Origin of the sequence: Pelomonas sp. SE-A7 (assembly GCF_030345705.1) — a bacterium.
GTDB lineage: Bacteria > Pseudomonadota > Gammaproteobacteria > Burkholderiales > Burkholderiaceae_C > JAUASW01.
The window spans coordinates 151,299-165,000 of record NZ_JAUASW010000003.1 but is presented as its reverse complement, the minus strand read 5'-3'; the positions used below and the strand labels follow the sequence as shown (position 1 = coordinate 165,000).

Genomic DNA, 13,702 nt, shown 5'->3' with positions numbered 1-13,702 from the left:
GCTGTGATGCAAAGAGCGGCCCGGACCTAACAGGAGAAATCATGGCATCAAGCAAGGAAATTCGCGGCAAGATCAAGTCGGTCGAGAACACCAAGAAGATCACCAAGGCCATGGAAATGGTCGCCGCTTCCAAGATGCGCAAGGCGCAGGAGCGGATGCGCTCGGCACGGCCCTACAGCGAGAAGATCGGCAACATCGCCGCCAATCTCGCCACGGCCAACCCCGAGTACAAGCATCCCTTCCTGAGCGCGAACGCGGAAGCGAAGACGGTGGGCTTCGTGGTCGTCACGACCGACAAGGGCCTGTGCGGCGGTCTGAACACCAACCTGCTGCGCGCCACCACGACCAAGCTCAAGGAGCTGGAAGCGGCGGGCCAGAAGCCCGAGGTCGTTGCCATCGGCAACAAGGGCCTGGGCTTCATGAACCGCATCGGCGCCAAGGTCGTTTCTCAGGTGACGCAGCTGGGCGACCAGCCGCACATCGAGAAGATGATCGGCCCGGTCAAGGTGCTGCTCGACGCGTATGCCGAAGGCAAGCTGTCGGCCGTCTACCTCTGCTACACCCGCTTCATCAACACGATGAAGCAGGAGCCTGTGGTGCAGCAGCTGCTGCCCCTGAGCACCGAGGGCATGAAGACGGCCGGTGGCAACCACTCGTGGGATTACCTCTACGAGCCGGATGCCGCGACCGTCATCGACGAGCTGCTGGTCCGCTACACCGAGGCCCTGGTCTACCAGGCCGTCGCAGAAAACATGGCGTCCGAGCAATCGGCACGCATGGTGGCCATGAAGGCCGCTACCGACAACGCCGGCACCCTGATCGGTGAGCTGAAGCTGGTCTACAACAAGACCCGCCAGGCCGCGATCACCAAGGAGCTCAGCGAAATTGTCAGTGGCGCGGCCGCCGTCGGCTGATCGCGTGCTAACGCTACAAGTTTTGAATTGAAGGAACGAAGAAATGGCTAACACTCAACAAGTGGGCAAGATCGTTCAGTGCATCGGCGCCGTGGTGGACGTGGAATTCCCGCGTGACCAGATGCCGCGTGTCTACGACGCGCTGAAGATGGATGGCTCGGCCCTGACGCTGGAAGTCCAGCAGCAGCTGGGCGACGGCGTGGTTCGCACCATCGCTCTGGGTTCGTCGGACGGCCTGCGCCGCGGCACCCAGGTCTACAACACCGGCGAGAACATCAAGGTGCCGGTGGGCAAGGCCACGCTGGGCCGCATCATGGACGTGCTGGGCAACCCTATCGACGAACGTGGTGACGTGGACCAGGCCATGACCGCCTCGATCCACCGCGCTGCTCCGGCCTACGACGAGCTGAGCCCGTCGCAGGACCTGCTGGAAACCGGCATCAAGGTGATCGACCTGATCTGCCCGTTCGCCAAGGGCGGCAAGGTGGGTCTGTTCGGTGGCGCCGGCGTCGGCAAGACCGTGAACATGATGGAGCTGATCAACAACATCGCCAAGGCTCACTCGGGTCTGTCGGTGTTCGCTGGTGTCGGCGAGCGTACCCGTGAGGGCAACGACTTCTATCACGAGATGGCCGATTCGGGCGTCGTGAACCTCGAGAAGCTCGAAGACTCCAAGGTCGCCATGGTCTACGGCCAGATGAACGAGCCCCCGGGCAACCGTCTGCGCGTGGCCCTGACCGGCCTGACCATCGCCGAGTCGTTCCGCGACGAAGGCCGTGACGTGCTGTTCTTCGTGGACAACATCTACCGCTACACCCTGGCCGGTACCGAAGTGTCGGCACTGCTGGGTCGTATGCCGTCGGCCGTGGGCTACCAGCCGACGCTGGCCGAGGAAATGGGCCGTCTGCAAGAGCGGATCACGTCGACCAAGGTCGGTTCGATCACCTCGATCCAGGCCGTCTACGTTCCCGCGGACGACCTGACCGACCCGTCGCCTGCCACCACCTTCGCCCACTTGGACGCCACCGTCGTTCTGTCGCGCGACATCGCCTCGCTGGGTATCTACCCCGCCGTCGATCCGCTGGACTCGACCTCGCGCCAGGTGGACCCGAACGTGGTCGGCGAAGAGCACTACACGACCACCCGCGCCGTCCAGCAAGTGCTGCAGCGCTACAAGGAACTGCGCGACATCATCGCGATCCTGGGCATGGACGAGCTGTCGCCGGAAGACAAGCTGGCCGTGGCCCGCGCCCGCAAGATCCAGCGTTTCCTGTCGCAGCCTTTCCACGTGGCCGAAGTCTTCACCGGCTCGCCGGGCAAGTACGTGCCGCTGAAGGAAACCATCCGCGGCTTCAAGATGATCGTGGCCGGCGAGTGCGACCACCTGCCGGAGCAGGCCTTCTACATGGTCGGCACGATCGACGAAGCCTTCGAAAAGGCCAAGAAGCTCCAGTAAGCGGCGCATTCGGGCCTCATGCGTCGTTGCCGTGCTCGCCGGGTGCCCAACCCGGCTGCGCACGGCGCCTAGCCTGAGACCCGACTGCTTGCTTACTGAACCTTCTTACACGCTAAAGGAAGATTGACATGGCAACTCTCCACGTTGATGTGGTGTCCGCCGAGGAGCAGATCTTCTCGGGCGAGGCCAAGTTCGTCGCGCTGCCGGGCGAAGGCGGTGAGCTGGGCATCCTGCCCCAGCACACGCCGCTGATCACCCGCATCAAGCCGGGTGCCGTGCGCATCGAGAAGCTGGACGGCGGCGAAGAGTTCGTCTTCGTGGCCGGCGGCATCCTCGAGGTGCAGCCGGGCACGGTGACCGTGCTGGCCGACACCGCCATCCGCGGCAAGGACCTGGACGAAGCCAAGGCGACCGAGGCCAAGAAGCTGGCCGAGGAAGCGATGAAGAACGCCAAGAGCGACATCGACTTTGCCGCCGCGCAAAGCGAGTTCGCTGCCATGGCCGCCCAGATCGCTGCGCTGCGCAAGTTCCGCAAGAAGTAAATCCACGCTGATGCGTCGCGACTCCTGCCGGGGTCGCCGTATCATCCCCAACGCCCGCGGATGCAAGTCCGGCGGGCGTTGTCTTTTCTCAGCCTGAAGCCCCATGGCCAAGCCGATTGCACTGACCCGCCACCAGGGCCTAGACGCCCTTGAATTGCGCGCCCCCGACGGCGCCGCTGCCACGCTGCTGCTGCATGGCGCCCACCTGGTGTCCTGGAAGCCGGCTGGCGCCGGCGAGCAGCTCTACCTGTCGCCCAAGAGCGCCTATGCCACCGGCCAGGCGATACGTGGTGGTGTGCCGGTGATCTTTCCGCAGTTCGCCGGTCGCGGCAGCGGCACGCGCCATGGCTTTGCCCGCACCAAGCCCTGGCAGTTGGTCTCGGCCGAGATCGGCAAGGACGACGCGATGGCCGTGCTGCGCCTGCAGGACGACGAGGCCACGCGCCTGGTCTGGCCGCATCGCTTCGAGGCCGAGCTCTGCGTGCGCGTCGCCGGCCGCAGCCTGGAGATCGAGCTGGCTTGCGAGAACCGTGGCGAAGCCGAGCTCGACTTCACCGCGGCCTTGCACACCTACCTCGGTCTGGGTCGATTGCTGGACGCCAGCGTGCGCGGCCTCTCCGGCCTGCACTACTGGGACGCACTCACTGGCACCGAAGAGCGCCAGCGCGTGGACCTGCTGTTGCCCGAGCCGCCGCTGGACCGCATCTACTACGGTGTCGCGCAAGACCTGACCCTGCAGGAGCAGCCGGCTGGCCGGCCTTCGCGCCGCGTCTGGGTCCGCCAGCAGGGCTTTGCCGATGCCGTGGTCTGGAACCCGGGCCCCGAGGCCTGTGCCCAGCTGGCCGACATGCCGGCCGACGGCTGGCAGCAGATGCTGTGCGTGGAGGCCGCTGCCATCGAGCGGCCCGTGCGCCTGGCTCCGGGCGAGACCTGGGCCGGCATGCAGACCCTGGTCCTAGAGTAGCAAGGGCTCGTCCGGCAGCTCGTTCGGATTGGCTTCGCCCGCGGCGCGCGGGAAATGCTCGACCAGCAGCTCGCTGACCGCCTCGACCGCCTCGATCAGGCCGTCCTCGAAGCGCCCGGCGCGGAACTGCTCCCGCATGCGCTCGACCAGGCGCTGCCAGGTCAGGCCGTCGATCTCGCCCATCAGACCGCGGTCGGCCAGCAGCTCGATGCGGTGCTCGGCCAGCAGCAGATAGATCAGCACGCCGTTGTTGTGCTCGGTGTCCCAGACGCGCAGCTTGCCGAACAGGTTCACGGCGCGTTCGCGGGCCGTGGCATCGCGCATCAGGTAGGACAGCGGCAGGCCGGCCTCGACCACCACGCGCAGCTCGCCACTGTGCAGGCGTTCCGAGGCTTCGATGCGCTCCTTCAGCGCTTCCAGTGCCGCCGGACCCAAGGCGCGGCGTGCGTCCAGCGCGTCGAGGCTGCGATGCTTGAGCAGGCGCTGCAGTCGTTGGAACCAGGCCATTCACCAGTCTCCCGAGGCGCCGCCGCCGCCAAAATCGCCACCGCCGCCCGACGAGAAGCCGCCGCCATCGCTGCCGCCGCCACCACCGCCGCTCCAGGAACCGCCGCCTCCGCCTCCGTGCCCGCCCCAGATGAAGGGCAGGTCGCTGCCACCGCCATAGCTGCGGCCGCGGCGCATCGAGGAACCAATGCCCATCACGCCTATCAGGATCAGGGCCAGCAGCGCCGCGAAGCCTGCGATCCACAGGCTGTGGCCTATCAGCCAGCTGACGCCGCCGACGCCGGCGCTGGTCGTCAGGCTGCCGAGCTTGCGGCCCATGATCGAGGTCATCACCCCGCCCACCAGGGGCACGCCGATGAAGAAGATCAGGGCGAGGGTTTCCCAGTCGAAGCCGCCGCTGCCGCTGCTGCTCGCTGCCGCCTTCGCCGGCTTGATCTTGGGCGCCGGCAGGGCCTCGCCGCGTATGCGCGCCTGCAGCTGATCCACGGCCTGGTTCAGGCCGCCGGCATAGTCGCCCTTCTTGAACGCGGGCGTGATGGCGTTCTGGATGATTTGACGCGCCGCCAGGTCGGGCACCGCGCCCTCCAGCGCCTTGGCCACCTCGATGCGGACCTTGCGGTCGTTCTTGGCCACGACGATCAGCAGGCCGTCGCCAACCTCGCGGCGCCCCAGCTTCCAGGCATCGCCTACGCGCTGGGCGTAGGCCGCGATGTCCTCGGGCGCCGTCGAGGGCAACATCAGGATGACGATCTGCGGCCCGGCCTGCTGCTCGAAGGCGGCCAGCTTGGCGTCCAGGCTGCTGAGCTGCAGCGCATCCAGCGTGCCGGTCTGGTCGATCACGCGGCCGGTCAGCACCGGCACCGGGCGCAGCTCCTGCGCCCAGCCAGGCAAGACCTGGCACAGCAGCAGGAGCAGGGTCAGCAGCCAGCGCATGCCTGGCTTACTTGGAGGCAGCAGGGGCGGCCGGCGCGGCGGGCTTGGTGTCGAAGCTGACCGTCGGTGCCGTCGTGATGGCGGCCTCGTTCTGCACCTGGAAGTTGGGCTTGGTCTGGTAGCCGAACATCATGGCCGTCAGATTGCTCGGGAAGGAGCGGGCGTGCACGTTGTAGTCGGCCACTGACTTGATATAGCGGTTGCGGGCCACGGTGATGCGGTTCTCCGTGCCCTCCAGCTGCACGCGCAGGTCCTGGAAGCCCTGGTTGGCCTTCAGGTTGGGATAGTTCTCGCTGACCACCAGCAGGCGCGAGAGCGCGCTGGAGAGTTCGCCCTGGGCGGCCTGGAACTTCTTCAGCGCCTCGGGGTCCTTGGCCAGCTCCGGCGTCACATTGATGCTGGTGGCCTTGGCGCGCGCCTCGACCACCTTGGTCAGCGTTTCCTGCTCGAAATTGGCCTCGCCCTTGACCGTGTTGACGATGTTGGGAATCAGGTCGGCGCGGCGCTGGTACTGGCTCAGCACCTCGCTCCAGGCGGCCGTGCTCTGCTCGTCCAGGCGCTGGAATTCGTTGTAGCCGCAGCCACTCAAGGCCAGGGCGGCGACGACGACGGTGGAAAGGGCCAGCGAGCGCTTCAACGGGATCAGGTTCATCAGCATCCTCCTGTGGTGCTGCCACAAGGTAGAGGCAGCCGCGGACGGTTCAAGGGCGCGAAGGGCGCCAGTATGGCAGCGGATAATCCCGGCCATGACGTCCCCGCTGCAAAACGACACTTTCCTGCGCGCCTGCCTGCGCCAACCGACCGACTACACGCCGCTGTGGCTGATGCGCCAGGCCGGCCGCTATCTGCCCGAGTACCGCGACACCCGTGCCAAGGCAGGCAGCTTCATGGGCCTTGCGACGAACAAGGACTACGCCACCGAGGTCACTCTGCAGCCGCTGGAACGCTATCCGCTGGATGCAGCCATCCTGTTCAGCGACATCCTGACCGTGCCCGATGCCATGGGCTTGGGCCTGTCGTTCGCGCAGGGCGAGGGTCCCAAGTTCGAAAAGGTCGTTCGCGACGAAGCCGCGGTGGCGGCACTCGAAGTGCCGGACATGAACAAGCTGCGCTACGTGTTCGACGCCGTCGGTTCGATCCGCCAGGCGCTGAACGGCCGCGTGCCGCTGATCGGCTTCTCGGGCAGCCCCTGGACGCTGGCCTGCTACATGGTCGAGGGCGGCGGCTCGGACGACTACCGCCACGTCAAGGCCCTGATGTATTCGCGCCCCGACCTGATGGAGCGCATCCTGGCGGTCAATGCCGAGGCTGTGGCCCGGTACCTGAATGCCCAGATCGAGGCTGGCGCGCAGGCGGTGATGCTGTTCGACTCCTGGGGCGGCGTGCTGGCCGACGGCGCCTTCCAGCGCTTCAGCCTGGCCTATTCGCGCCAGGTGCTGGCCCAGGTCAAGACCGAACACCAAGGCCAGCGCATTCCGCGCATCCTGTTCACCAAGGGCGGTGGCCTGTGGCTGGACGAAATCGCTGATGCCGGCGCCGACGTCGTGGGCCTGGACTGGACCGTCAACCTGGCTCGCGCCCGCGTCCAGCTCGACGACCGCGTGGCCCTGCAAGGCAATCTCGACCCCAATGTGCTGTTCGCCCCGCCCGAGGCGGTGGCCGAGCAGGCGCGTGCCGTGCTGGACAGCTTCGGCCGGCCGCAGCGCGCCGACGGTCGCTGGGGTGGCCATGTGTTCAACCTGGGTCATGGCATCAGCCAGTTCACGCCGCCGGAGCATGTCAGCGCCCTGGTCGAGGCGGTGCACAGCCATTCGCGCAAGCTGCGAGCAACGGTCTGATCCGTTCGTGAAGTAAGCACTCAGGGTAGGGACTTATCCCCAAATGTGTGCAAGCGGTGTGCGGCTGTCGGGATTGCTGCGGCGCAAGTTCTCGTTTTCCCGATTGCCGGCTAAGTCCTTGATTTTTCATACAAGTACGCATGTCGCACGAATTCGGCGCGACAGGGGAATCCAAGGGCTTTCCAGGCGCGGAGCCGGCCTGTGCGTATCTTCCCCACAAAGTTATCCACAGTTTGCAAGATTCGAGGCCCAGCCTTTGCAAATCAGTGACTTGCGTATCAAAGCTCAGCTAAAGCCTGAGCGAAGGCCGGCAAGATGAGCGAACCGCAAGAAGCCGCTCCGCACCGGCTGCGCGTGGCCGTTGATGCACCGCAGCACAGCGGACTGACTGGGCCGCTGGACTATGCCGGTGAGCAGGCGCTCGCTCCGGGCAGCCTGGTCCGGGTTCCGCTGGGTGCGCGCGAGTTGCTGGGCGTGGTCTGGCCGCCGGGCCGGGCCGAAGCGAGCGGCGAGGCCTTCGCCTTGGACCAGCTCCGGCCGATCAGCGCTTCGCTGGATGCGCTGCCGCCCTTGTCACCGGCCTGGTGCTCCTTGGTCGAATTCGCGGCGCTGTACTACCAGCGCAGCGTCGGCGAGCTGGCCGCGGCCGTCTTGCCGCCGCAGTTGCGCGAGCTGGACCCCAAGCAATTGAAGTCGCGGCTGAAGAAGCTCGACAAGCTGCCGGTGACCGAGCCCGGCGAGCGGGCGCCGCTGCCCGAGCTCAGCCCGGCCCAGGCCGAGGCCCTGTCCCAACTTGATGCGGTCTTGCAGTCCGACTCCGACCAGGCACCGCCGCCCTTGCTGCTCTACGGCGTGACCGGCAGCGGCAAGACCGAGGTCTATCTGCGCGCCGCCGAGCATGCGCTGGCGGCCGGCCGCCAGGTCCTGGTGCTGGTGCCCGAGATCAATCTGACGCCGCAGCTGGAAGCGCGCTTTGCCGAGCGCTTTGCCGGCACGCCCACAGTCTCCTTGCACAGCGGCTTGAGCCCGGCCCAGCGGCTGCGCAATTGGCTGGCCGCCCACCTGGGCCGTGCCCAGCTGGTGCTGGGTACGCGGCTGGCGGTGTTCGCCTCCATGCCCAGGCTGGGCCTGATCGTGGTCGATGAGGAACATGACCCGTCCTACAAGCAGCAGGATGGCGCGCGCTACTCGGCCCGCGACCTGGCGGTCTACCGCGCGCGGCTGGAGAAGCTGCCCGTCATCCTGGGCTCGGCCACGCCCTCACTCGAATCCTGGCAACGCGCAGAGGAGGGCCGCTATCAGCGCCTGGCCCTGCCGCAGCGCATAGGCGGTGGCGCGATGCCACGGGTGCGCCTGTTCGACATGAACAGCCTGCCGCGCATCAAGGGAGTCACCACGGCCATCAGTGCGCCGCTGCTGGAGGCGATACGGCTGCGCATCGAGCGGGGCGAGCAGAGCCTGATCTTTTTGAACCGGCGCGGCTATGCGCCGGTGCTGCACTGCACGGAGTGCAACTGGAAGAGCCAGTGCCCGCACTGCAGCGCCTTCCGCGTCTTCCACAAGGGCGACCGCACGCTGCGCTGCCACCACTGCGGACTGTCCGAACGCGTGCCCTTCGGCTGCCCGGACTGCGGCAACACCGACATCGCGCCGCTGGGCCGCGGCACCGAGAAGCTGGAAGAGCAATTGGCCGCCGCCTTGCCCGGCGCGCGGGTCGCCCGCATCGACGCCGATTCGACCAAGCTCAAGGGCTCGCTGGAAGCGCAGCTGGACGCGGTCCATGCCGGCGAGGTGGACATCCTGGTCGGCACCCAGATGGTGACCAAGGGCCACGACTTCCGCCGCATCACCCTGGTGGCCGCGGTCAATCCGGACGGGGCGCTGTTCTCCAGCGACTTCCGTGCCCCCGAACGGCTGTTCGCCCTCTTGATGCAGGCAGGTGGCCGCGCCGGCCGCGATGCAGCGCAGGCGGCGCGCAGCGAAATGTGGGTGCAGACCTGGCATCCGCAGCATGCGCTGTTCCAGGCCCTGGTCAAGCATGACTTCGAGCGCTTCGCCAAGAGCCAGCTGGAGGAGCGCGAGTCGGCCGGCCTGCCGCCCTTTGTCCATCTGGCTTTGTTGCGGGCCGAGGCACGCACGGCCGACGCCGCTCGCGACTTCCTCAAGGCAGCTGCGAAGGTGGCCGAATCGCTGGACGCCTCCGGAGAGGTGCTGATCTACGCGCCCGTGCCCATGCACATCTCGCGGGTCGCCAATGTGGAGCGCCTGCAGATGCTGGTCGAATCACCGAATCGCGTGCTGCTGCAGCGCCTGCTGGCGGCCTGGCTGCCGGCTTTGGGTGTGCTCAAGCGGGAGCACCGGGGCCTGATCCGTTGGGCCGTGGATGTAGACCCGCTGGCGATCTAGCAACGCGCGCCTACTTGGGTTCGCCCAAGTGCTGTCTGAGCCAGTGGCTCATCTCCCACTGCGTGTGGCCTATCGACTCGCGCGCCGCATAGCCGTGGGACTCGTGCGGCAGCGACACGAAGCGCACCGTGCCACCCAGGCCGGCCAGTGCCTGGTAGAGCCGTTCACTCTGCAGCGGCACAGTGCCGGAGTTGTTGTCGGCATCGCCGTGTATCAGCAGCAGCGGCTCCTTGATCTGGTTGGCGTAGATCAGCGGCGACAGGCGCAGATAGGTCTCGCGCGCATCCCACAGCGAGCGCCGTTCGCTCTGGAACCCGAAGGGTGTCAGCGTGCGGTTGTAGGCGCCGCTGCGCGCGATGCCGACCCTGAACAGGTCGGTGTGGGCCAGCAGATTGGCCACCATGAAGGCACCGTAGCTGTGGCCGCCCACGGCGACTTTCTTGGGGTCGGTGTAGCCCAGCGACTCGGCCTTGTCGAGGATGGCGCGGGCGTTCATGGTGATCTGCTCGACGAAGCCGTCGTTGATGGAGCGGATGTCGCCGACCACCGGCATGGTCGCGTCCGACAGCACCACATAGCCGTCCAGCGCCAGCAGCTGCGGCGCCAGGCCGGAGAAGCGCACGAAGCGGCTGGTGGGGCCGCTGACCTGGCCGGCCAAGGTCGGGTCGTTGAACTCCAGCGGATAGGACCAGACCAGGGTGGGCCGGCGCTCGCCTTCCTTGTAGTCGGGTGGCAGGTTGACCCAGAACGACATCTCCACGCCGTCGGCGCGCTTGAAGCTGACGAACTCGCGGTGGATGCGTCGCAGGCTCGGGGTCGGGTCGCTCAAGCGGGTCAGCGCATGCAGGCCGGTGCCGTCGCGCAGGTAGACATTGGGCGGCTCGCTGGGGCTTTCTCGCGTCATCAGCACGCGGTTGCCTTCCAGCAGGGCCAGTGGCTGCTCGTAGATCGCCTCGTTGGACTGGAAGATCCGCGTGCTGGCGCCGTCGCGCAGCGAAAGCCGGTCTATGAAGGGTTGCTCGCCCTTGGGCCTGGCGCCCTGACCCAGCATGAAGATCTCGCCCTGGCCGTTGCTGCGTATCACCGCATGGCCGTTGGGTAGCAGGCGCATCAGCGGGAAGCCGGGATGCCGATAACGCTCACGCTGCGCGTATTCGAACAGCGGCTTGCTCTGCGCGCCGTTCAGCGGCAGCAGATAGGTGCGCACCCAGGCGCGGTTGCGGTCGGTCTCGGTCAGCAGGGCCTGCTGGCCGTCGTCCAGGAAGCGCAGCTGGGTGAAGCGGTGCGGCATGCGCTGCACCTCGCGCGGCTCGCCGTTGAAGGGCGGGTCCAGGCGCATCAGGCGGTCACGAAAGGGCACGCGGGCGTTGTTGTTGCCGCCGTCCAGCGCTTCGACCCAGTAGATCGCCGCCTCCTTGGTCGGTGCGGGATAGAAGACCCGCGGCCCGACCAGCACCCCGTCGATGGACACGCCCTTGCGCATGGGCATGCGGGCCAGCTCCTTGATCAGGCGGCCGTCGCGTGAGCGCACCTCGACCACGGTGGGAAAGTCGTCCCAGGTCAGGTCATAGCTGAACGGCCGCACCAGGCGCTCGGTCAGCAGGTACTGGCCGGCGCCCACACTGCTCACGCTGCTATAGAGCTGGGGCTCGCCGATCTCGCGCGAGCTGCCGGTGGCGATGTTGACCAGCACCATCTGCGAGCGGCCGTGGTATTCGAACAGCGCCTCGTCGTACGGCGACTGCAGGAGGTCGGAGTAGTTGCGCTCGGGCGAGGCCCGGCCGCTGGCCTCCTGCACCGCCGGTCGCGGCGTGGGCTTGGGTGGCGGGCCGCGGCGGGCCACGCTCAGCAGCACGAGTTCCTGGGGATTGAGCCAGGCCTGCTCGCCCTGGCCCAAGGCGTCGTTCAGCTTGAGTCCGGCGATGGGCCGCAGTCGACCGCTGGCCACCTCACCCACCCACAGTTCATTGGACTGGTCCAGCCGCCGCTCCAGCAGGAAGCGCTGGCCGTCGGGCGACCAGACGAAGCTGTGGAAGCTGCCGCCCGGCGGCAGCTCGATCACCCGCTCCGAGGCTTCGGTGGCGCTGATGGTCCGCAACCGGATTCGTTGCAGGACCTGCAGCGGCTGCGGCGTGCCCGGCCCGGGCTCGAAGCGCAGGCCGGCCAGGCGCAGCACCGGCCGAGCCAGCTCTTCGATCGAGGGATAGGGCCGCAGCTCAAGCAAGGCCAGGGTCTGCTGGTCGGGCGAGACCAGCGGCCGGGGCAGGGCCGGTGCGTCCAGCACCTGGCGGATCGCGCTGCTTGGCTGCATGTAGCCGGCAGGCTCCTGCGCCTGGGCCAGGCCCAGGACGGTCAAGAGAGAGAGCAGGAGCAGGGCGCGGCGCATCAGCATCGGCGAATCAGCGGCGGGCTGCTTCCAGCCGGCGCAGTACCGGGGCATTCAGCTCCTGCGTGTGGCGGTTCCAGCTACGGCACATCTTCTCGATCTCGGCCTGCAGCTTGTCGGCCAGCGCCTGTTCACCGCGTTGCAGCGCCCAGATCGCGTACTCGGCATGAGCCTCGAAGCTGCCGAAGCGGGCCAGGCCGTGCTCGAACTCGGCGCGGGCTTCTTCATGGCGCTTGTCGGCGGCCAGCGCGCGGGCCAGCAAGAGGCTCAGCTGGTCGTTGCGGAAGCCGGGCTGGTCGGCGCGTATCGCTTGCAGATGGTTCACGGCGCGGCCGGCCTGGCCGGCTTCCAGCCAGGCGCGGGCGGCGCCCAGCTTGATCTCGGCGTCGCTGGCGAACGGACCCTTGAGGCAGATCTCGAAAGCCTCGGCTGCCTCCTGCGGCTGGCCGGCCTCCAGCAGCGCGTTGGCCAGACGCATCTGGTTCTGCGCGGTCGGGGTGGCCTCCAGGGCCGCGCGTGCTTCGCGCAGTTCGCGGCCCGGGTCCAGCGCGCGGGCCGTGGCGGCCACGGTGCGGCGTGCGCCGCGCTCCAGGCGCGAGCCGGGCAGGAAGACGGCGAAGAAATACACCGCGCTGCCCAGCAGCGGGAACATGAACAGGATCACCAGCCAGTACAGCGGCTGGCCGGTCCGCACGGCGTGGATCGCAAAGAACAGGGCGACCAGCAGGTGCAGGCCGGCTCCGATGAAGGGCATGTAGGACTCCCCGGGGTGCTTTTCTGGGTGGCTATTTTGCCGGGCTGATCAAGAGCCAGGCGAGCAGCGAGAAACTGAAGAAGGCCAGGCCGGTCGAGGCCATGATGATGCGGGCTATGCGGCCGTTGTCGGCGCCGTAGCGCTCGGCCAGCAGCGACACGTTGCTGGCGCTGGGCAGGGCGGCGGCCAGACCCAGCACCAGCAGCTGGAATTCGCTCAGCGCCAGCAGGCCCCAGCGCCGGCCCAGCGCACCCAGACCCAGCACCAGGGCCGGATGCAGCAGCAGCTTGATCAGGGCCACCGGCAGGTAAAGCGAGACCGGCGTGCGGCTGTGGGCGTGCTGGCCCGAGCGCCACAACACTGCGCCTATGGTGAACAGCGCCACCGGCGAGGCAGCGTCGCCCAGCATTCGCACCACGGTATCGACCGGCCCCAGCGGCCTCAGCCCGGTGACCGAGGCCAGCATGCCCAGCGCAATCGCCCAGGGCAGTGGATTGGACAGGGCGCCGCGCAGCGCCTGGCCCAGGGCTGCCCGCCCGCGGCCCGGGCCGGCATCCTGGCTGCTGGCCAGGGCCACGCACAGCGAACTGGTGATGAAAAGGTCGGCCAGCACGGTGCAGATCACCGGGCCGGCGGCCGTGGGACCCAACAGGGCGACCAGCAGGGGGACGCCCATGAAGCCGGTGTTGGGGAAGGCGGCGACCAAGGCACCGAACGAGGCGTTCTTCAGGTTGACACGCGACGATCGGGTCAGGGCGATGGTGCCGAGGACGATCAGCAAGGCTACGCCCACATAAAGGCCCAGCATGGCCGGGTTGAGCAGCTCCAGCACGGGCGTGTTCATGCCGAAGCGGAACAGCATGCAGGGCAGGGCGAAGAACAGCACGAAGCCGTTCAGCCCCGGGATGGCGCTTTCGGCCAGTACGCCGCGCGCCGCCGCCAGATAGCCGCACAGCACCAGGGCGAAAAAGGGCAAGGTGACGGCGAGAATGGCTTGCATGG

12 protein-coding genes are annotated in these 13,702 nt (G+C 67.6%); 6 read left to right on the top strand and 6 right to left on the bottom strand.

The genetic code is table 11. The features are described from left to right. Positions 1-41: 41 nt before the first annotated feature. The 4 genes from atpG to QT382_RS18695 all read left to right on the top strand — a co-directional run bounded on the left by atpG (position 42) and on the right by QT382_RS18695 (position 3,876). Positions 42-914: a F0F1 ATP synthase subunit gamma gene (gene atpG, locus QT382_RS18710; protein ID WP_289255637.1), complete on the top strand. Its 873-nt coding sequence runs from the start codon at positions 42-44 to the stop codon at positions 912-914. 43 nt (positions 915-957) lie between these two features. Next, positions 958-2,370, top strand: coding sequence for a F0F1 ATP synthase subunit beta (gene atpD / locus QT382_RS18705; protein WP_289255636.1), 1,413 nt, complete (start codon positions 958-960; stop codon positions 2,368-2,370). Between the two features lie 128 nt (positions 2,371-2,498). Then, the gene (locus tag QT382_RS18700) at positions 2,499-2,912 is read left to right on the top strand and encodes a F0F1 ATP synthase subunit epsilon (RefSeq protein WP_289255635.1); all 414 of its coding nucleotides are present in this window, start codon (positions 2,499-2,501) and stop codon (positions 2,910-2,912) included. A gap of 103 nt (positions 2,913-3,015) precedes the next feature. Then, positions 3,016-3,876, top strand: a complete 861-nt coding sequence (locus tag QT382_RS18695; protein ID WP_289255634.1) for a D-hexose-6-phosphate mutarotase — start codon at positions 3,016-3,018, stop codon at positions 3,874-3,876. On the opposite strand, the gene QT382_RS18690 is transcribed toward QT382_RS18695, so the two are convergent. Genes QT382_RS18690 through QT382_RS18680 form a run of 3 tightly spaced genes read right to left on the bottom strand, consistent with a single transcriptional unit; the run spans position 3,868 to position 5,968 of the window. Then, positions 3,868-4,383, bottom strand: a complete 516-nt coding sequence (locus QT382_RS18690; protein ID WP_289255633.1) for a TPM domain-containing protein — start codon at positions 4,381-4,383, stop codon at positions 3,868-3,870. The genes QT382_RS18695 and QT382_RS18690 overlap by 9 nt on opposite strands. After that, entirely contained in the window at positions 4,384-5,316 is a 933-nt protein-coding gene (locus QT382_RS18685; RefSeq protein WP_289255632.1) for a TPM domain-containing protein, read from the bottom strand. It lies immediately after the preceding gene. A 7-nt stretch (positions 5,317-5,323) separates the two neighbouring features. Next, entirely contained in the window at positions 5,324-5,968 is a 645-nt protein-coding gene (locus QT382_RS18680; protein ID WP_502929925.1) for a LemA family protein, read from the bottom strand. Positions 5,969-6,062: 94 nt separating this feature from the next. Between QT382_RS18680 and hemE the strand changes: the two genes are divergently transcribed. Together hemE and QT382_RS18670 are read left to right on the top strand one after the other, a co-directional pair. Further along, positions 6,063-7,154, top strand: coding sequence for a uroporphyrinogen decarboxylase (gene hemE, locus QT382_RS18675; RefSeq protein WP_289255630.1), 1,092 nt, complete (start codon positions 6,063-6,065; stop codon positions 7,152-7,154). 315 nt (positions 7,155-7,469) lie between these two features. After that, the gene (locus tag QT382_RS18670) at positions 7,470-9,560 is read left to right on the top strand and encodes a primosomal protein N' (RefSeq protein ID WP_289255629.1); all 2,091 of its coding nucleotides are present in this window, start codon (positions 7,470-7,472) and stop codon (positions 9,558-9,560) included. A 10-nt stretch (positions 9,561-9,570) separates the two neighbouring features. Here the strand turns inward: QT382_RS18670 and QT382_RS18665 are convergent, their stop codons facing one another. Genes QT382_RS18665 through QT382_RS18655 form a run of 3 tightly spaced genes read right to left on the bottom strand, consistent with a single transcriptional unit; the run spans position 9,571 to position 13,700 of the window. Then, positions 9,571-12,000, bottom strand: a complete 2,430-nt coding sequence (locus QT382_RS18665) for an alpha/beta hydrolase family protein (protein WP_289255628.1) — start codon at positions 11,998-12,000, stop codon at positions 9,571-9,573. Further along, the gene (locus tag QT382_RS18660) at positions 11,960-12,700 is read right to left on the bottom strand and encodes a tetratricopeptide repeat protein (RefSeq protein WP_289255627.1); all 741 of its coding nucleotides are present in this window, start codon (positions 12,698-12,700) and stop codon (positions 11,960-11,962) included. Before QT382_RS18660 ends, QT382_RS18665 begins: the two co-directional genes overlap by 41 nt. Positions 12,701-12,731: 31 nt before the next feature. Continuing rightward, positions 12,732-13,700, bottom strand: coding sequence for an AEC family transporter (locus tag QT382_RS18655; protein WP_289255626.1), 969 nt, complete (start codon positions 13,698-13,700; stop codon positions 12,732-12,734). Between the last annotated feature and the right edge of the window lie 2 nt (positions 13,701-13,702).